Here is a 19,154-nt window from a genome sequence, read left to right as displayed (position 1 = left end):
TCCCGCGCAAGACATCGCTCTTGTGCGGGATTTTTCTGTTCATCGCTCCACTTTGACGCCGATCATAAACGTGGTGGGGCGCACCGGCGTGCTCTGCGCACGCATCGCCAGCGTGAACGGGTTGCCGAATGCGAAGCGATTGCCCCGGCTGTCGGTAAGGTTGTCGGCCGCCAGCCACAGGGTCAGGTCACGGCGTGACCATTCGGTCCGCGCCGACAGGACGGCATATTCCCCCTGCTCAAAATCCAGATAGCGCCCGGTGCCCAGCACGGAGCGACCGATATAGTCCACCGCGCCCGTCGCATGCATCGTGCCGCCGAATGCATTCCATTTATAGCTGATCCCGCCGTGTGCGCTGAACGGTGGCGTATTCGGCAGGCGTTGATTGTCCAACGCCGATGTCGCGGCCAGCGGGCCGGTGACGCGATTGACGGTGTAGAGCATGGACAGATCGAAACGCAGCGGCGCGATCGGCACCCAATCCGCGCTCGTCTCCGCCGTGAAGATATGGGCATTGCCGATATTCGCGGTGTAGGGCTGGCCGCGCCGGTCGATCAGATCGGCCTGGATATCGTGCCAGCGCGCATAGGAGAATGCGGCGGTAAGATTGACGCCGGTCACGCCGCGCCGCAGCCGCCGAACGCCGATTTCTCCCATCCCGATCGCATCGGATTTGAACTCCGCGACGCGCCCGATCCCGCGCGCCACCGCGAGGCCCCCGGTGCGGAAACCGGATTGATAACGGCCATAGACTGACAGGCTCGGCGCGAGTTGCCATGACAGCGCGAGCGTTGGGTCGATGCGCCGCGTCATTCGCCCGCGCACCAGATCGCCCGCGCGCGGCTTGATCGACGGATAGCCGTCGACGCGCGCCTCGGTAGCGCGCAGGCCCAGGGTTGCCGAGAAATTGCGGGAAAGCGGCTCGGTCAGTTCGCTGAACATCGACACGTTCTGGGATACGTTCGTGACGCCGATGATATCGCTCGGGTTGTTGGCTGGGCCGAGCGTGCGATTTTCGGCGTCGCGATTGCGCAGCACCGCCAGCCCGACCACCCACGATTCGCCATTCGCGCCCGAACGCGACAGGCGCACTTCGTTGGTCCAGAGCAGGTTGGAGCGCACAGTCGTGTAGCCGATGGCCTCCGGCGCGCCCGGCGGGGTGGCATCGAAATGATCCTCGGCGTCATATTGGCTGACCCCGCTGACCGAAACGAACTCAAGCCCGCTCGCCCAGCGCTTGGTGATGCTGACGCGCCCAAGCAGGATGCTGTTCCAATAAGGCTGTGCCGCGCGCGCCGATCGCGACAAATCCTCTCCACCGAGATCGATATATTGCGCATCGCCGGCCGATATCCGCTGCCCCAGCCCGGTGGCGTCGACCTGCCACCCGTCCCCCGCTTCGATCCGCACGGAGGCACGGCCGCCGATCCGATCGATCGCGTTGATCGCGTGACGGTTGAGCAGCGGATCGTCGATATAACCGCCCTCGCGCGACTGATAGCCGACGAGCCGCACCGCCGCGACGCCGCCCGCCAGCGGCAGATTGACGAAACCCGATATATCGCCGCCCGGCCGCCCCTCCACCGTCGCCGCGCCGCTGGCGGCGATCGCGCCGTGGAAGACGCCGGGTTGCGCCGGATTCGGCACGATACGGATGATCCCCCCGATCGCGCCCGCACCGTAGAGCGTGCCCTGCGGCCCCTCCATCACCTCGATCGAGCGAACGTCGACCAGCGCCAGCCCCGGCTCCGGCGTCGAATAGCTCATCTGCACATCATCAAGATAATAGCTCGTCGTCGCCTGTGTCGCGCCGTTGAAGCTGCTGTCGGCGATGCCCCGGATGAAGATCTTGTCGCGCCCCGGCCCAAGCGCGGTGGACTGCAATACCGGGGTGGAGCGCACCGCGTCTGTCAGGTCCGCGGTGGGGCTGTTCGCGGGGCTCGCTTGTGGCCGGATGGTGAGGATCGACGCGGGAAAGCGCAGCAACGGCACGTGCTGCTTGCTGGCGGTGACGAGAACTTCGGGCGCCGCCTCCCCCTCCACCGCCGCAGATGGAGCCTTCACCGGCGCGGGCCGGCGCTCCGGCGCACGGACCACGCGATAGCTGCGCGGCCCGATTCGCTCCGCGCGATAGCCAGTGCCCCGCAACAGGCGGCGCAGCGCCGCTTCGGCGGACAGGCCCGGCGGCGGCGGCTGGACACGGATCGCGCGCAGCCCCGGCTCAACGCTGACGATCTCGTCCCCGGTGCGGGTGGCGAGTTGCAATAGCGCGGTTTGAAGCGAAACCGGCTCCGCGGGGGCGGCGGCGAGCGGCGCGGCGATCAGCGCGCCCGCCACAACAATGGCGAACCTAGCGCGTCGGCCCAGCCGACGATGCGATGATCCAGCCATCCCCCTCATGAGAAACGCGCATTCCTGTCAGTTCCGCAAGATGCGCCATGTCGCGGGGCGCGTCGCCCGTCAATCGAACGATGCCGGTAAAGGGCGTCAGCGCCACGCTATCATCGGCACGAACGTCCCGTCCCAGGACAAGTCCGATCGTTTCCGCAGCGAATCGAATCGGCTGACCTGAAAAAACCACGGTCCGCGCCTGATTCGAATCGAGTCGCGATCGCACCATCCGATTCCCCGGAAGAACAGTGAGCCCCTCGCCCGCCTTTAGTGCGATGCGGTTGTTCTGGGGATCGAACAGCACCGATCCCTCGCTGACGCTAACGTCCACGCCATCGGCGCTGCGCGTGATCGCGAATATCGTGCCGACGTCCTGCACTTCCCAATCGCCCATCCGCACGGTGAAGGGGTGATCGGCATCATGCGTGACATGGAAAGTGACACGCCCGTTTTCCACCGACGCCGAACGCTGATCGCCGCCACCGATGGTCATGCGCGCGCCCGATGCCATCGCGACCCGCGTGCCATCAGCAAGCGCAAGCATACGCGGGCCGTTTGCGGCAATCGCGATCGGGGCATCGCTGCCGCGCCGCTGCTCCATCAGCCCGACGCTGCCGACCATCGCCGCCGCAAACGCCGCCGCTGCCACCGCGAAGCCGGGTCGACGACGATACCAGCGCCGCGCGCCGATTCCGTCTTCGTCATTGGCGGCCACCGGCAAATCGACGCGCGTCGGTGCATGGCGTTCCACATCGGCCATGCTCACCATGTCATAAGCGCGAGCGTGCGCCGGATCGGCCTCCAGCCAGGTGACGAAATCGAGCCACGCCCGCTCGTCCATCTCCGCCTGACGGACGTGCCAGCCGATCGCCGCGTCGAGGATCGTGTCGTCGATGTTACTCATCGCCAACTCCGTCCGCCATGGCGTGCAGCCGGCGATAGGCACGCTGCAACAATTTCTCTACCGCGCTGAGCGAGATACCCAACTGATCCGCGATTTCGCGCTGCGGCACGTGATCGATGCGGAACAGGCGATAGGCGACGCGCATCCGTTCCGGCATCGCGGCGATCACCATATCCGCGCGGCGCAACGCATCGCGCGCCAGCGTTTCGCGTTCCGGCGATGGCAGATCGATCGCCGAATCCCCCGATTCCACCCAATGCGTTTCCAGCGTCGCACGGCGTCGCGCGGCGATCCGCCGATCGGTCGCCAGATTGCCGGCCATGCGCATCAGATAGGCCGCCGGATTGTCCACCCGCCCGGCCGGGCTGGAGACGATGCGAAACCACAGATCCTGCAACGCATCCTCTGCGTCCGTCGCGCTGCCCAGCCGCGCGGTGAGCAGGCGCATCAACAAGGCGCGCTGCTCCCCATAAGCGGAAACCAGTGTCGGCTCCGCCATCAGGCGCTCTCTCGCAGCGTGGGAGCGCGCGCAATGTCATGCGTCGAATTCCAGGCCATGCGCGCGAGCCATGTCCGCGATCCGCATCCGGTGCAAGGCCGCTGCCTCACGCGGGCGAGCGTCGGCGATATCGTCGCCGGGCAACGTCCCCGCGCCGGGGTGGCACATGATGAGATGCATCTTGCCCGGCCGCCGCAGGAAGCGCGGGAAGATCGCTTCATAATCGCTGCGGAAATCGTAATGCCCCGCGAAGCTGGTATTGCAGGCAATCCCGCGCCGCGCCGCCGCGCGCCGCAGGCCACGCGCATGATAGGCGCTGCCGATCGCCTTGCCGCGATAGGGCCGCGCCGCGATCGCGCTCACCCGGTCGCCGCAATCGCGAATCCACGCGTTGGGCGCATGTTCGGCCACCGCGTCGAGGAACAGTCGGCGGATGCCGGGAAGGACATGGGCATGCTGATGCGCGTCAACGAAATCGGGCGCGCGGCCGGTCGCCTTGCGGAAGGCGCGAAATTGCGCGTCGATCTCGCACGCAATCTCTTCGAGTGGCAAATTGCCCTTCGCCGCCGCCGCGGTCAGCGGATCGATCTCCGGCATCCGGCCGCCGTCGGGCAGATATTCCGGCATGTCGGTAAGCGGCTCCTCGCAGGTGAGCGTAAGATGCAGCCCGAGCTGGACGCTCGACGGCAGCCCCTCGAGCAGTTCGACGTCGCGCGCCCAGCCGGGGCAGACCGTCATGCAACTGATCGCGTTAATACGGCCCTTATGCGCGAGCGACGCGATCGTCTCGCTGATCAGGCGCGACAGAGCGAAATCGTCGGCGCAAACGATAAGGCGCGGCGCGCTCATGCCGTCACCATCGCGGGCACGAACGCCTCCTGTGCGGCCGGCGAACCGCCGCCGGCCTGGAAACGCCGTTCGCGCAAGCGATCGCTCGACAATTTCCGGCGGATGAGGCGGCGCGCGAGATAATCGTAGAAGAACCAGTCACCGGCGCGTGCGGCCATGGCGAGATAACAAAGCCGCTCCGCGACGGTCCACCGCACCGAGGCACGATCGCGCTTGCGCGGCGCGGGCGCACACCACAGAGCCGCGCCATAACCCATCGAGCCCTGCTGAAGCAGGCGATGGATCACCTCGTGATCCTCCAGCACAAGATTCCAGCGCGCGGGATCGAACCCGCCCGCGCGGCGCAGCGTGCTCGTGCGAAACACCTGCCCGGCGCCACCGGCATGGCACTGTCCGGGGAACAGCCGCGCGACGAGCTGGATCTGGAATGCGCCCGCCGCGCGTTCGGCGACGCTCGCGCGGCGCGACACGAAATAGGCCCCCGCGCCGCCCCGTCCGTCCTGCTCGAGCAGCGCTTGCCCGGCGGCCAGATAATGCGGCGGATACCAGGTGTCGGCGTCGCACGTCGCGACATAAGGGGTCGCGACGAACGGCAACCCCGCCGCCAGTGCCGCAACCTTGCCGGGACGCGGCTCATGCACCAGCAGATGCGGCACGCCATATTCGCGCGCCACTTCGACCGCCACTTCGGCGCTGCCGTCCGAGCTGCCGTTGTCGATCAGTATCAGGAACGGCGGTTCCGACTGCCCCGCCAGACTTGCCACCGTGTCGCGAAGATAATCCCGCTCATTGAAAAACGGTAGCAAGACAGACCAGCCACGCGAACGACCTCCCCCCTCGAATGTCGTCGCGCCAAACCGATCCGGGCGCATGAAGTCCTGAAACACGCCGTTCCCTCCTACAACGCAGCGGACTTCCCCCTTGCCCGCTACATTGCCCATGACGACGCGGCCCCGGCCCTCCCGCACGGGGTCGTTAAAAAAATTTTACGATTGGGCGGAAACGCCCGGCGCTAGCCGCGCAGGGCCAGTGCGCGCTCGAATACCGCCTCGAACATCGCGGGCGTCAGGCGCCCGGTGCTCTGATTGTAGTGCGAGCAATGATAGCTATCGATCAGCATCCGCCCATCCGGCACGCGATGCTCGGCGAGATGCGCGAAACGCGCCTTGGGCAGCTTCCCGCCCAGCACCTTGACCGTCGACTGGTGCGCGATCTGCCCCAGCGCGACGAACACGCGCGCATGGGGAAGCGCGTCGATCGGCGCTTGCAGAAAGGGGCGGCAGGAGCGGATTTCCTCCGGCGTCGGCTTGTTCGCGGGGGGCAGGCACCGCACCGCATTCACCACCGCGACGCCCTTCAGCGCCACGCCATCGTCCAACCGTCCTTTGTACGCGCCCTCGCTCAGCCCAAACTTCGCGAGCGTGGCGAAGAGCAATGCCCCCGCGAAATCGCCGGTAAACGGTCGCCCGGTGCGATTCGCGCCATCCTTGCCCGGCGCCAGGCCGACAACCACCAGCCACGCATCGGGATCGCCGAACAGCGGCACCGGGGCGTTCCACCAATCGGGATGCGTCACGCGCAATTCCTCGCGCACGGCGGCGAGGCGGGGACAATTCGAGCAATCGTGCGATGGCTCGGTGGCGGGCAGAGGTGATGCTACGCTGGTCATCGCTAATCGGGTAGAGGCTTGCGCTGAATGACGCAAAGCTACCTGATCGCGCTCGGCTCCAATCGCCGGGGTCGCCACGGCGATCCGCGCGCGGAATTGCGCGCGGCGCTGGCGGCGATCGGTGCGAAACACATGTCGCCGATCATCACCAGCGCGCCGCTCGGCCCATCGAATCGCGCTTATGCCAATGCCGTCGCACTGATCGAGAGCGACGACACGCCCCCGGAACTGTTGGTACGCCTGAAGAAAATCGAGCACGCCTTCGGCCGCCGACGCGGGCGGCGCTGGGGCGCCCGCGTGATCGATCTCGACATTATCGCCTGGTCGGGCGGCATATGGCGTTCGCCCGGCCTCGTCATTCCTCATGTGGCATTGCGCGAACGCGATTTCGTGCTGCGTCCGCTGGCCGATCTCGCTCCCTCCTGGCGCGATCCGGTGACCGGACTAAATGCAAAGCAGCTTCACACACGGTTGACCCGGCGGCGCGCGCTCCCTAACCGGCGTGGCGCTGGTGAGGGTCCGTAGCTCAGTTGGTAGAGCAAGCGACTTTTAATCGAGAGGTCCCGGGTTCGAGCCCCGGCGGACCCACCAGCGCTTTTCCCACATTTTGCCGGGTCAGCCCGAAATCCGGGCGACGCCGTTCACTCCCGCGCGAGCAGCACCTGCGCCGCGGCTTCGTCATCGCCCGATGCGCCGTCGAGGATGGTCACCACGACTTTGCGAAGCTCGCCGGTAAAGGCGAACGGCGCGGCATAGTCCGATACGGGGCTCGATCGGTCATGCCCGATGTCGAGCCCGGACCATGAGATGAAATTGACGAAGCCGTGGCGAATCGTCCCGGTGCCCACCATTGCTTCATCGACCCTGAGCGCAATTGTGGCCGGCGCACCGTGGACGACCTCTACCGTAAGGACATGATCGCCGGGGGCGACGGGCGCATCTGAGCGCACGATCTGATGCTCCCCCACGTTCACATCGAAATGCAGATGGCCGTCGCGCAGGAACAGGCTGTAGCCGCAGGTGGCGTCGCCATGCGCGATCAGCACGCCCTCGTCGCCGGGGCGGACATGGGCATGCGCCTCGATCTTGTAGCTTCGCGCACGCAGATCGGGCGCGATATCGGTCGGGATATGGCCCATCCCCTTGTGGAAGGTGAACACCCGCCGCGCGCCGAGCCGCCGTGCGGCATTCTCCGCGAAACGCGGGCCGAAGCGATCGTCCAGCGGCAAGACGTCATGCGCCTCCGCCTCCTGCCACCACAGATCGATCAGCGCGGCGAGGCGCGCCGGCTCCGCTTCGGCGAGATTGTTGGTTTCGGAAAAGTCGCTGTCGAGGTGGAACAGCTCCCATTTATCACCGTCATATGGCGTGCCGGGCGGGTGGAAGGCGACCGCCTTCCAGCCCTGATGGATGATCCCGCGATGGCCGAACATCTCGAAATATTGGGGGCCATCGCGCGCCGGGGCGTTCGCGTCGAGCAGGCTGGCCGCGAAGCTCGTCCCCTCCAGCGGCATCTGGGGCACACCATTCACCTGTTCGGGCGGGGCGAGCCCGATGAGGTCGAGCAGCGTCGGCACCACATCGACGCAATGCGCGAACTGGTGCCGCATCTCGCCACGCGCGGGGATGCGCGCGGGCCAGCTCACGACAAGCGGATCGCGGATGCCGCCGCCATGCGTGTTTTGCTTGTAGCGGCGTAGCGGCGTGTTCGCCGCCATCGCCCAGCCGAGCGGGAAATTGGCGTGCGTATCGGGGCCGCCGATATCGTCGATCCGCGCGATCTTTTCCTCGATCGATTCCGGTCGCTGGTTGTACGGCCCCATCGCGTTGACGAAGCCGTAGAGCATCCCTTCCTGGCTCGCGCCATTGTCCGACAGCACGAGCACCAGCGTATCGTCGGTCAGGCCGGCGCGATCGAGGAACGCCATCAGCCGCGCGATATTGCGATCGGCATGATCCAGCATCGCCGCATAGGCGGCCTGCAACCGCGTGAAGAGGCGCCGCTGGTCCGTGTCGTAGCTGTCCCACGGCTGCACGAAATCGTTGCGCGGCGGCATATGCGTGTCGGGCGGGACCAGCCCTGCGTCCTTCATCGCGGCGAGGCGTCGTTCGCGCTCGATATCCCAGCCGTGCCCGAACTCTGCGTCATATTGCAGGATCAGATCATGCGGCGCCTGATGCGGGGCATGGCAGGCGCCATAAGCGAGCCACAGCAGGAACGGCGCATCGGGCTTGGCCGCGATGTGATCGCCCACGAAGCGGATCGCCTCGTCGGTCAGATCGGTCGTCAGGTGATAGCCGCTCTCATAGGTTCCCGGCGGGGTGGCCGGCGTGTTGTCGCGCACCAGCTCGGGCGCATATTGATCGGTCTCGGCGTCCATGAAGCCGTAAAAGCGATCGAACCCGCGCCCCAGCGGCCATCCGTCGACCGGGCCGGCCGGCCCCGTCTCACCGAGTGGCGTGACGTGCCATTTGCCGACCATGTAATTGTTATAGCCGTGCGGGCGCAGCATCTCCGCCAGCGTACCCGCCTCCTTGCGGATCTTGCCGCGATAGCCGGGATAGCCACTGTCGAAATTGGCGAGACAGCCCATGCCGACCGAATGATGGTTGCGCCCGGTCATCAGTGCGGCGCGGGTGGTGGAGCACATCGCGGTGGTGTGGAAACCGGAATAGCGCAGGCCGCGCGCCGCGATCGCGTCGATCGCCGGCGTGCGGATCGTCGATCCGTAGCAGCCGAAATCGGCGAACCCGACATCGTCGAACAGGATGACGACGATATTCGGTGCGCCATCCGGCGCGCGCGTCGGCATCGGCCAGTGCGCCTTGTGCGGCGTCGCCAGCGGGTCGCGCGCGCTCACCATGTGAAAGCCCTCATCCCGATCCTCTCCCTCCCGCTCGTTGGCGGCAGCGCCATTCGGCCTCGTGCCGCCGGGTTATGCAATCCTTTTTCGGTTTCCTCGTTCGGCATCGGCGGCGCGGACAGGTGATCCGGTTGCAACGAAAGCGCCGTGGCAACGTTCTTAGGCCCGCTACAGAATAGCCGGTGCGGCGATATTTTCCCGCGACCGTCTTTTTGGAGAAGCGCATGATCGAAGCGCGGCGAAGGCGGCATATCGTGCTTGGCGCTCTCGGGCTTTTGGCGCTCATATTGGTGGCATGGGTGCTGCTGCGCACTCCCCCGGCGAAGGCGACACCGCCCCCGCCGATCCCGGTAACGGCGGCGAAAGCGGTTTCCCGCGATCTGCCGATTTCGATCATCGGGCTGGGCGCCGCGCAGGCGTGGAACAGCATCACGATCCTGTCCCAGGTCAGCGGCAAATTGCTCCGCGTCAATTTCACCGAAGGCAGCGACGTGCGCGCCGGGCAGGTGCTCGCGGAGGTCGATCCCTCACCGTATCTCGCCGCGCTCCAGCAGGCCGAGGGAACGCTGCGCCGGGATCAGGCGCAATTGGCGGGCGCGCGGCTCGATCTGAAACGATATCAACTGCTCCAGAGCCAGGATTCGATCGCGCGGCAGACCGCGGAGGATCAGGCGGTGACCGTCGCGCAGGATGAAGGGACGGTGGAAATCGACCAGGGCGCCGTGGCCGCCGCGCGCCTCAATCTGCGCTGGTGCCATATCACCGCCCCGGTTGCCGGGCGGGTCGGCGTGCGGCTCGTCGATCCCGGCAATCTGGTCAGCGCGAGCGGATCGACCGCGAGTACCCCGAGCACCGCCGCAGCGACCAGCAACACGCCCGCCAGCGGATCGGGCGGAAGCGGGATCGTGGTGCTCAACGAGATCCAGCCGATCGCGGTGACGTTCACCGTCGCGGAAGGGGATTTCAATCAAATCCGCATGTTGTCAGGCGATTTTCGCAACGCGCTCGCGGTGCAGGCGCTCAGCCAGGAAGACGGCGAACTGCTCGATACCGGCGAGTTGCGCATCGCGGACAATCGGGTCGATCCGGCGACGGGGACGGTGCAGCTCAAGGCGCGCTTTCCCAACGGCGGCCGACATCTGTGGCCGGGCCAGTTCGTCAACGTGAAGCTGGCCACCCAGACGATCCGCAACGCCGTCGTGATCCCCACCACCGCCGTCAATCGCGGGCCGAGCGGGCAATATGCCTTCGTCATCGGGAAAGACGGCACGGCGGCGATGCGCCCGATCGCGACCGAGGGAGCAGAGGGCACGCTGACCGCGGTGAAGAGCGGGGTTAAGCCGGGAGAGATCGTCGTCGTCGATGGCCAGATGACGCTGAAGGCGGGATCGAAAGTTCGCATCGTCCGCCCTGCCCCCGGGCAAACCGGCGCTTGAGCCTCTCGCGCCCCTTTATCGAGCGGCCCGTCGCGACGACGCTGCTGGCGGTGGCGATTTTGCTGATCGGGATCGTCGCCTATCTCAGCCTGCCGGTCGCGGCGCTGCCCAATGTCGATTTCCCGACGCTTCAGATCAGCACCAGCCTCCCCGGCGCCAGCCCGGAGACGATGGCATCGAACGTCGCGACCCCGCTCGAACGGCAATTCTCGCTTATTCCGGGCATCCTCCAGATGACCTCGGCAAGTTCGCAGGGCACGACCAGTATTACGCTACAGTTCCAGCTATCACAAAGCCTCGATTCCGATTTCGAGCAGGTGCAGGCGGCTATCAACGCGGCCAGCGCGCAATTGCCGTCCAACCTGCCCGCGCAGCCCACGATCCGGCGCGTCAACCCGGCCGACGCGCCGATCATGATCCTCGCGCTGACCTCCGACACACTGCCGCTCGATCAGGTCGACAATTATGCCGATGTGATCTTCTCCCAACAGGTTTCGCGCATCTCCGGTGTCGGCCTCGTCAACATCGGCGGACAGCAGAAGCCGGCGGTGCGCATTCAGCTCGATCCGCGCAAGATCGCGGCGCGCGGACTTCAGATCGATACGATCCGTGCGAATCTGGTCGCGGCAACCACCAATGCGCCAAAGGGATCAATTACCGGACCACAGCAAGGGCTGACGGTTTACGCCAACGATCAACTCCTCGATGCCACCGCATGGCAAGATCTGGTGGTGGGCTATAGCAACGGCGCGGCGATCCGACTTTCAGATGTCGGCAACGCCAGCCCCAGCGTGGAGAATAATCAGATCGGCGCCTGGGTGTTCCCCGGCAAGGCGAATACCGATCCCGGATTCAAGAGCGGGAAATCCATCCTGCTCGTCATCTACAAACAGCCCGGCGCCAATGTCATCAAGACCGTCCGTCAGATCCGCGCCTCGCTCCCGCAACTTGAGGCGAGCATCCCGCCAGGCATCAACGTCCATATATTGCGCGACAGCACGCAAACGATCAGGGCCTCCGTGCTCGATGTGGAGAAGACGCTGCTGATCACCGTGGCGCTGGTCGTGATCGTGATCTTCATCTTCCTGCTCGATATCCGCGCGACCCTGATCCCCAGCGCGGTGATTCCGCTGGCGCTGCTGGGCGCGGCCGGCGTGATGCTCGCGCTCAACTACAGCCTCGACAATCTGTCATTGATGGCACTCACCATCGCGGTCGGCTTCGTCGTCGATGATGCGATCGTAATGGTCGAGGTGATCTGGCAGCATATCGAGGCGGGGGCAGCCCCGCTGGATGCCGCCCTCGCCGGCGCCGGAGAGATCGGCTTCACCATCCTCTCGATCTCGATCTCGCTCATCGCGGTATTCACGCCGCTGATGTTCATGGGCGGTGTGGTCGGGCTGCTGATGCGCGAGTTCGCTGTTACATTGAGCGCCGCCGTGCTGGTGTCGATGGTGCTGACGCTGACGCTCACCCCGATGCTCTGCGGCCGGTTCCTGAAAGCGCCAAAGCCGCGCACCAATCGCGTCACGCAAGCGTTGGACAGCGGCTTTCGCCGGCTCGATACCGGTTACGAGCGCGCGCTTGGCGTCGTGCTGCGCCACCAATTGCCGACGCTCATCGTCTTCCTGCTGACTTTGGTGATCGCGGTCTTTCTCTATCTCACGGCGAATACGGGTTTCTTTCCGCAGGAGGATACCGGCTTTCTCGGCGGCGTAATGCTTACGTCGCAGGATTCATCCTTCACCAAGACGCATGCGAAGGTGGAGCAGGTCGGCAAGCTGATCGGGGAGGATCACGGCGTGGCGGGCGTCGCGATGTTTGTCGGCAGCGGCAGCAGCAATCAGGCCAATCTGTTCATCGCGCTGAAGCCCAAGGACAGCGGGCGCGTCGCCACCGCAGACCAGATCATCGCGCGCCTGCGCCCGAAACTTGCGCAGCTGGTCGGCGTTCAGACCTTCCTTCAAGCGACGCAGGATATCAACGTCGGCGGCCGCGCCGGGCAGGCGCAATACCAATATACCTTGTCGGACTCAGACCTGACCGAGTTGAACACATGGGCGCCGAAGCTGCTCGCCGCGCTGCAAAAATTGCCCGAGCTGAAAGACGTCAGCTCCGATCAGCAATCGAAGGGCGGCTCCCTCAACCTCACCATCGATCGTGCGGCGGCAGCGCGGTTCGGCATATCGCCGGCGATGATCGACGCGACGATCTACGAGATGATCGGTCAGGATGAGATCACGCAATATTATACGCAGCAGAACAGCTATCATGTCGTGGTGGAGGCACCGCCCCGATTGCAGGCGACGCCCGATATCCTCAATTCGATTTATCTCCTCTCGCCGCTGACCGGGAAAAGCGTGCCTTTGTCGCTGTTCGTGCGGACGAGCCAATCCGGCACCAGCAGCGTGACGATCAATCATCAGGGCGAGTATCCGGCGGCGACGCTGTCGTTCAACCTCGCCCCGGGTATCGCGCTCAGCCAGGCGACCAAGGCGGTACAGACCGCGCGCGACAATCTCGGTGCGCCCACCGCGTTGAACGGCTCGTTCCAGGGCAATGCGCAGGCTTTCCAGCAATCGCTGTCGACCGAACCGTTGCTGATCCTGGCCGCGCTGATCGCGGTCTATGTAATCCTTGGCGTATTATATGAAAGCTTCATCCATCCGCTTACGATCCTCTCCACACTGCCTTCGGCGGGCGTGGGGGCGCTGCTGGCGTTGCGCGCGGCGGGGCAGGATCTCAATGTGATCGGGATCATCGCGATCATCCTGCTGATCGGCATCGTGAAGAAGAACGGGATCATGATAGTAGATGTCGCGATGCGCTTGGAACGCGAAGAGCATCTATCGGCTGCGGAAGCCGCGCGCAGAGCATCGACCCAACGCTTCCGCCCGATCCTGATGACCACGGCCTGCGCCGCGCTCGGCGGCATTCCGATGATCCTGATGAGCGGCACCGGCTCCGAATTTCGTCAGCCGCTCGGTTACGCGATCGTCGGCGGCCTGTTCGTCTCGCAGGTGCTGACCCTGTTCACCACGCCGCTCGTTTACATCTACCTCGATCGCTTGCGCACCCGCGCCGACCGCAAAGCCGCACCGGCAATCGCCTGACGATGCGCGGCACGCATCAACACCGCACGCGCAGGCTTTCAATCCGTCCCTGATCGTTCCACGCGACACGCTCGACCAACACAGAGGCGCGCATCTTTTCCGCGATGATCGCAGCATGCGGGGCGGCGAGCGCCGGCAACTCGATCACGAAATGCATCGAAGCACCACGCGCCTCCACCCGCACCAGCGAGGGAATCACATCGCGCTGGGCGAAATAGTTTATCAGCCGTGGCAGCGATTGCGGGTCCGAAGCGGCGATGATCTCGAAGCGGACAGGCCCATCGGTCACGCTGCAACCCGTAACCGCCCGTCCGCGATGATCCGGCGCGCCAGGACATCGGCGGCGATATTGGTTGGCACCCCCTGCATTTCCGCGTCACGAAAGATTCCCACCAGTCGCGGCGCGATGGCCAACACACGATCCCGCACCTGATCAGCCGTCTCAGCCAGATATTCCGCCGACACGTTGATGATCCCGCCCGCGTTGACGACATAATCCGGCGCGTAGAGGATGCCGCTATCGGCAAGCAATTCGCCATCCCGCTCCTCCACGAGCTGGTTATTCGCAGCGCCGCACACCAGCCGCGCCTTCAATTGCGGGATCGATTTCTCATTGAGCACGCCGCCCAGTGCGCATGGCGCGAAGATGTCCGCCGCCACCGCGTGAATCTCGTTCGGCTCGACGATCGCCGCCCCGAGTTCATCCGCGACACCGATCGCGAGACGGTGATCCACATCAGCCACAATCAGCCGCGCGCCGGCGTCCCGCAGCAGACGGCAAAGACCGCGCCCGACGCTGCCCACGCCCTGAACCGCGACCGTCAGCCCTGCGAGTTCGGATTGGAAGCGCACCTCAGCGGCGGCCTTCATCGCCTCGAACACGCCCAATGCGGTCCACGGCGAAGGGTCGCCGCCCGCCATACCCGGCTTAGCCTTCAGCCCCGCGACATATTTCGTGCGCTCGCTGACTATCTGCATATCGGCCATCGTCGTGCCGACATCCTCCGCCGTCACATATTGGCCGTCGAGCGCGGCTACCGCGCCGCCGAACACCCGAAAAACCGCTTCCCTGTCGAAATCGCCGGCGGGTCGTTGCAACACTGCCTTGCCGCCACCGAACGGCAGCCCCGCCACGGCATTCTTGTAACTCATGCCCCGTGCAAGCCGGATCGCATCAGCGGCAAGGTCCGCGTGACTTTCGTAGTGCCACAGGCGGCAACCACCTGCCGCCGGCCCAAGAACGGTGGAATCGATCGCGATGACGCCCCGCACCCCGGTCTCGACATCATCGATAATCTGCAACCGTTCCTGAAAATCGGTGGCGAGTGGGGCTTGATGAACCATCTGGGGTCTCCTTACCCATCGAAAGATATCGGAAAGAGAGCCGAAAAAAATTTCGCATTTCCACGATAGTTGCGCGATGCTGGAGGATATCTTTCGACATGTCCCCAATTCGAGAAAAAATCATGCCAGACGAACTCGATGCCTATGAGCGCAAGATCCTCGCCATCCTGCAACTTAACACCTCACGCTCGAACGCCGAAATCGCCGCCGAGATCGGCCTGTCGGAAGCGCCATGCTGGCGACGCGTGCAACGCCTGAAACGCGACGGCTTCATCCGCAGTCAGGTCAGCCTGCTCGACCGGCGCAAGATCGGGCTCAACGCGCAGGTATTTGCGCAAGTGAAGTTGACCGCGCATGGCCGCTCCCACCTCGCCGAATTTTCCGATGCGATCCGGGGCTTCCCCGAAGTGCTGGACTGTTTCGTCCTGATGGGGCCGGTCGATTTCCTGCTGCGCATCGTCGCGCGAGACATTGAAGCCTATGAGCGGTTCTTTTTCGACAAGTTGTCGCGAGTCCCGGGAGTTCAGGAAATCAACTCGATGGTGGCGTTATCCGAAATTAAATCCACCACCGCGCTGCCGATCGATCTGTGAATACCGCCGGCTAACCCGCGTAACGCGGCGCCGGCGCTCCCGGCGAAGCCCCCTCGGTCGGCGCCGTGGCGAGATCGGCGAGATATTGCTCGGCCACCCGCGCGTGAATCGGCGACAGCATGAGATGCAAGCCCGGAGGATCGGTCGTGACACTGGTGAACCAGCCGCACGCGTGGAGATGCCCCCAGGCCGCTGCCAGATTCAATCCGTCCTGCGTAAAGGCGATTAACCCGAGCTGCGGCTCGCCAAGAACGCGGTAGCCAAGCGCCTCGACACCTCGCTGAATCCGCCCTCGCGCATCAGTGACCTTCGCGTGGAGCGCGCGATAGCCGTCGACACCAAGGAAATTCATCACCGCCCACGCCGCGGCGATCGCGCCACCGGGTCGCGTGCCGGCCAGCGTCGGCGTGATCATCGCGCCGCCGGGCCAGTCGTTGCAGTTGAACACCATGAATTGCCGTAGCGCCTCGTTGCGGAAGAACACTGTCGAGGCGCCCTTCGCGCAATAACCGTATTTGTGCAGATCAGCCGATATCGACAGCACACCCGGCAGCGAGAAATCGAACGGTGGAATTTCAACGCCATTCATGCGGACGAACGGCGCAATATAACCACCTACGCAAGCATCCACATGCAGCCACAAACCGCGCGCGACGGCGAGATCACTCAACGCCGCGATCGGGTCGATCATTCCGTAAGGGAAACAGGGCGCGGACCCGACAATCATGATCGTCGCGCTATCGGCCGCCGCGTCCATCGCAGCGGGATCGGCCAGCAGCTTCTTCAACGGCGTGCGCCGCACCTCGATCTCCATCATCGCGGCCGCCTTGTCGAACGCGGGATGCGCCGAGCGCGGCAGGACGATGTTGAGCGGACCGGACAGCCCCTTTTCCTTGCGGGCGAAATCGCGCGCGGCTTTCAGCGCCATCGAGATCGAATCGGTGCCGCCCGAAGTTATGTTGCCCGCCGCATCCGACGGCGCGTTAAGCAGCGCCAGCCCGTATCCGACCACCGCGCGCTCCATCCCGGCAAGGCTCGGGAAAGCGGACGGTCCAAGCCCGTTCTCCGACATGAAGAGGGCATAGGCCTCTTTCTGCACCTGTTCGATCTCGGCCCCGGCATTGAACACATAGACGGCGGCACGGCCGTCCCGCCATTTCACATCGCCGCCGCCCATCTCCCCCATGCGCGCGCGGAGTTCGGGCCATGGAGTTCCGATCAGGGGCAATGGCTGATTCATGCTCCTACTCCCGCTCGCTCGAATCGCTTCCGGCATAGTGGCAGCGCAATTCGATCTGACCACTTGTTTCGGCAAACTCCACCGCTTCGATCGGACAGGGAAGCGCGGATCGCGCCGGCGATTTCCCGCGCGCGCAGCGTGCTGTGCTCAGGATCGCCATCTGGCAGGGCGACAGCGATCTGCGACCGCGAGCCTGGGCCCGTGTGCAGGCAGCGGCGGCCATCGCGGCGCCGGGGCAGCGGGCCGAATCGATCGATCAGGCTAAACAGCTGAATTAACAGCGTAATTGGCGGAGACGGAGGGATTCGAACCCTCGATACGGTTTCCCGTATGACGCTTTAGCAAAGCGTTGGTTTCAGCCACTCACCCACGTCTCCGGTGCGGCGTGGGGCGGGCTATAGCGATGGGAATCGTGGCAATCAACCGGCCCGTTGCAGATTCGCCTCGGCGCGAAATCGACTCGGGTCGTCGTCGTGTTCATTGCCGCGACAGCGACATGGTGGTTACGCTTGATCGCTGGGAACATTCCCGTTTCCCGGGGGGAAGGTTTAACGATGCGCAAGGTGATGCTGGCCCTGGGGCTGACGGCGACGCTGATGGCCGGCACGGCCGCGCCGGCGCAGGTGCGGACGATCGACCCGAACAAGGCGATCGACAACGACATTTCGTCCGCGCCAAATAACGCGCCGCAAATGCAGGCGCAGCCACAACGTTATCCTGACGAGCCGGTGCCGGTTGACCCGCCCGCTACGCAATCCGCGCCGCTCGCGCTGCCCCCGGCCCCCGACAACAGCACGCAGGACGGGCGCGCCGCAATCCACCACCACTGCGTCAGAGACGTTCAAGCGCGACGACCTGATCGGCGCGGGCGAAGGGGTATTCGGCAAGGGCGCGGAAGGTTTTGCCTCGATCATCGAGAAGATCCTGAAGGATCAGGGCGAGCCCAACGCCTATATCGCCGGGACGCGAGGCCTCCGGCGCGGTTGTCGTCGGGCTGCGCTACGGCTCGGGAATCATGACGCATAAGGTCGAGGGGCAGATGCCGGTCTATTGGACCGGGCCGTCCGTCGGCTTCGATCTTGGCGGCGATGCCAACAAGGTATTCGTGCTGGTGTACAACCTCTACGACACCGAGGAGCTGTACCGGCGCTTCCCGGGCGGCCGAGGGGCGGCTTGTATTTCGTCGGCGGCTTCGCCGCGACCTATCTGCGGCGCGGCAATGTCGTGCTGATCCCGGTGCGACTGGGCGTTGGCTGGCGCGCCGGTGTGAACGTCGGCTACATGAACTTCTCGCACAAATCCAAGTGGCTGCCATTCTGACGCGGCACCGATCGAAATGCGCATTTCGCGCATTTCGATCGGTGCCGCGTCAACCTTCAGTCGCTGAACACCGGCGGGCGCTTTTCCATATTGGCGCGCACCGCCTCGACCTGATTGGGGGAGCGCATCAGCGCGACCTGCTCGGCGCTTTCGGCGCGGAGCACCGGCAGCGGCATCGGCGTCCGCGGCGAGATTGTAGAGCCGCTTCGACGCGCGCACCGCATCGGGATTGCGGCCCGCGATCTCGCGCGCGAGCGCGAAGGCGGCGGCGCGGAGGATCCTCGTCGAGCCGCGTCGCGAAGCCATAGCCCAGCGCATCCGCACCGGAAAATTCGCGCGCGGTATAGGTCAGCTCGCGCAGCACGTCGTCGCGTGCCAGCGTCCGCCACAAGGCGACGCCCGCCATATCGGGCACCAGCCCCCAATAGGTTTCGCGGATCGACAGCCGCGTCGCGGGGTGGACGATGCGGATATCGGCGCCCGACATCACCTGAAAGCCGCCGCCCATCGCGACGCCATGCACCGCGGCGATCACCGGCATCGCCAGCTCGCGCCAGCCCCAGGCGACATGCTGCGCGGCATTGGCGAGGCCATGGCTGCGCGCCGACAGATCATTGCCCGATCCGCCGCCCGGCCATCGAGGCCATGTCGAGCCCGGCGCAGAAGGCGCTGCCCCTCGCCCGAAAGCACCGCGACGCGCACTTCGCGCATCGTCGCCAGCCGCTCGATCGCCTCGTTCAGTCCGGCGAACATCGCCGGATCGAGCGCATTCATCTTGTCCGCGCGATTGAGTCGGACATCGGCGACCCCGTCCGCCACCGTGATCGTCACCCGCTGTTCCACTACTCGCTCTCCTGCCGTTCGTTGTCACAGCGCTAACCCGCCCGGCCTCGCGCGGCAACGCCGGAACATTGCGCGGCGCGCTCGAGCGT

15 protein-coding genes, 2 tRNA genes and 2 pseudogenes are annotated in these 19,154 nt (G+C 65.2%); 6 read left to right on the top strand and 13 right to left on the bottom strand.

What is annotated here, in order from left to right:
• Positions 1 to 39 precede the first annotated feature (39 nt).
• The 6 genes from P0Y64_11125 to P0Y64_11100 all read right to left on the bottom strand — a co-directional run bounded on the left by P0Y64_11125 (position 40) and on the right by P0Y64_11100 (position 6,312).
• Positions 40 to 2,337: a TonB-dependent receptor gene (locus P0Y64_11125; protein ID WEK41947.1), complete on the bottom strand. Its 2,298-nt coding sequence runs from the start codon at positions 2,335 to 2,337 to the stop codon at positions 40 to 42.
• 13 nt (positions 2,338 to 2,350) lie between these two features.
• Entirely contained in the window at positions 2,351 to 3,295 is a 945-nt protein-coding gene (locus P0Y64_11120) for a FecR domain-containing protein (protein ID WEK41946.1), read from the bottom strand.
• Complete coding sequence (locus tag P0Y64_11115; protein ID WEK41945.1) at positions 3,288 to 3,794, bottom strand: sigma-70 family RNA polymerase sigma factor; 507 nt, start codon at positions 3,792 to 3,794, stop codon at positions 3,288 to 3,290. Before P0Y64_11115 ends, P0Y64_11120 begins: the two co-directional genes overlap by 8 nt.
• A 36-nt stretch (positions 3,795 to 3,830) precedes the next feature.
• Positions 3,831 to 4,643: a ChbG/HpnK family deacetylase gene (locus P0Y64_11110; GenBank protein WEK41944.1), complete on the bottom strand. Its 813-nt coding sequence runs from the start codon at positions 4,641 to 4,643 to the stop codon at positions 3,831 to 3,833.
• Positions 4,640 to 5,530: a glycosyltransferase family 2 protein gene (locus P0Y64_11105; protein WEK41943.1), complete on the bottom strand. Its 891-nt coding sequence runs from the start codon at positions 5,528 to 5,530 to the stop codon at positions 4,640 to 4,642. Before P0Y64_11105 ends, P0Y64_11110 begins: the two co-directional genes overlap by 4 nt.
• A 125-nt stretch (positions 5,531 to 5,655) precedes the next feature.
• On the bottom strand, positions 5,656 to 6,312 hold the full coding sequence (locus P0Y64_11100) for a uracil-DNA glycosylase (GenBank protein WEK41942.1): 657 nt from the start codon (positions 6,310 to 6,312) through the stop codon (positions 5,656 to 5,658).
• A 27-nt stretch (positions 6,313 to 6,339) separates the two neighbouring features.
• Here P0Y64_11100 and folK point away from each other — a divergent pair, with 27 nt between their 5' ends.
• Together folK and P0Y64_11090 are read left to right on the top strand one after the other, a co-directional pair.
• A complete protein-coding gene (gene folK, locus P0Y64_11095; protein ID WEK41941.1) occupies positions 6,340 to 6,837 on the top strand; it encodes a 2-amino-4-hydroxy-6-hydroxymethyldihydropteridine diphosphokinase in 498 nt (165 codons plus the stop codon).
• Positions 6,828 to 6,903 (top strand) — tRNA-Lys (locus P0Y64_11090). The genes folK and P0Y64_11090 overlap by 10 nt, the downstream gene beginning before the upstream one ends.
• Before the next feature lie 50 nt (positions 6,904 to 6,953).
• On the opposite strand, the gene P0Y64_11085 is transcribed toward P0Y64_11090, so the two are convergent.
• Complete coding sequence (locus P0Y64_11085; GenBank protein WEK41940.1) at positions 6,954 to 9,173, bottom strand: sulfatase-like hydrolase/transferase; 2,220 nt, start codon at positions 9,171 to 9,173, stop codon at positions 6,954 to 6,956.
• Between the two features lie 227 nt (positions 9,174 to 9,400).
• Here P0Y64_11085 and P0Y64_11080 point away from each other — a divergent pair, with 227 nt between their 5' ends.
• On the top strand, positions 9,401 to 10,612 hold the full coding sequence (locus tag P0Y64_11080) for an efflux RND transporter periplasmic adaptor subunit (protein ID WEK41939.1): 1,212 nt from the start codon (positions 9,401 to 9,403) through the stop codon (positions 10,610 to 10,612).
• Complete coding sequence (locus P0Y64_11075) at positions 10,609 to 13,725, top strand: efflux RND transporter permease subunit (GenBank protein WEK41938.1); 3,117 nt, start codon at positions 10,609 to 10,611, stop codon at positions 13,723 to 13,725. Before P0Y64_11080 ends, P0Y64_11075 begins: the two co-directional genes overlap by 4 nt.
• A gap of 16 nt (positions 13,726 to 13,741) precedes the next feature.
• Here the strand turns inward: P0Y64_11075 and P0Y64_11070 are convergent, their stop codons facing one another.
• Together P0Y64_11070 and P0Y64_11065 are read right to left on the bottom strand one after the other, a co-directional pair.
• Positions 13,742 to 14,014: a hypothetical protein gene (locus tag P0Y64_11070; protein ID WEK41937.1), complete on the bottom strand. Its 273-nt coding sequence runs from the start codon at positions 14,012 to 14,014 to the stop codon at positions 13,742 to 13,744.
• Positions 14,011 to 15,069 carry a Glu/Leu/Phe/Val dehydrogenase dimerization domain-containing protein gene (locus tag P0Y64_11065; GenBank protein ID WEK41936.1) on the bottom strand — a complete coding sequence of 353 codons (1,059 nt, stop codon included), beginning with the start codon at positions 15,067 to 15,069 and terminating at the stop codon, positions 14,011 to 14,013. The genes P0Y64_11070 and P0Y64_11065 overlap by 4 nt, the downstream gene beginning before the upstream one ends.
• Positions 15,070 to 15,191: 122 nt before the next feature.
• Between P0Y64_11065 and P0Y64_11060 the strand changes: the two genes are divergently transcribed.
• A complete protein-coding gene (locus P0Y64_11060; GenBank protein WEK45039.1) occupies positions 15,192 to 15,662 on the top strand; it encodes an Lrp/AsnC family transcriptional regulator in 471 nt (156 codons plus the stop codon).
• A gap of 10 nt (positions 15,663 to 15,672) precedes the next feature.
• Here the strand turns inward: P0Y64_11060 and P0Y64_11055 are convergent, their stop codons facing one another.
• From P0Y64_11055 to P0Y64_11045, 3 genes are all read right to left on the bottom strand, one after another.
• On the bottom strand, positions 15,673 to 16,938 hold the full coding sequence (locus tag P0Y64_11055; protein ID WEK41935.1) for a pyridoxal-dependent decarboxylase: 1,266 nt from the start codon (positions 16,936 to 16,938) through the stop codon (positions 15,673 to 15,675).
• 251 nt (positions 16,939 to 17,189) lie between these two features.
• Positions 17,190 to 17,279 (bottom strand) — tRNA-Ser (locus P0Y64_11050).
• Positions 17,258 to 17,566: a hypothetical protein gene (locus P0Y64_11045; protein WEK45119.1), complete on the bottom strand. Its 309-nt coding sequence runs from the start codon at positions 17,564 to 17,566 to the stop codon at positions 17,258 to 17,260. The genes P0Y64_11050 and P0Y64_11045 overlap by 22 nt, the downstream gene beginning before the upstream one ends.
• On the opposite strand from P0Y64_11045, the pseudogene P0Y64_11040 reads away from it, so the two are divergent.
• Positions 17,457 to 18,222 (top strand): annotated as a pseudogene (locus P0Y64_11040) (DUF1134 domain-containing protein). The gene P0Y64_11045 and the pseudogene P0Y64_11040 sit on opposite strands and share 110 nt — an antisense overlap.
• A 56-nt stretch (positions 18,223 to 18,278) precedes the next feature.
• On the opposite strand, the pseudogene P0Y64_11035 reads toward P0Y64_11040, so the two are convergent.
• Positions 18,279 to 19,065, bottom strand: a pseudogene (locus P0Y64_11035) (crotonase/enoyl-CoA hydratase family protein).
• Positions 19,066 to 19,154 lie beyond the last annotated feature (89 nt).

Origin of the sequence: Candidatus Sphingomonas colombiensis (assembly GCA_029202845.1) — a bacterium.
In the GTDB taxonomy this organism is placed as follows: domain Bacteria; phylum Pseudomonadota; class Alphaproteobacteria; order Sphingomonadales; family Sphingomonadaceae; genus Sphingomonas; species Sphingomonas colombiensis.
Note: the sequence above shows the minus strand (reverse complement) of the source record. Positions and strands in the feature narration are given on the sequence as shown.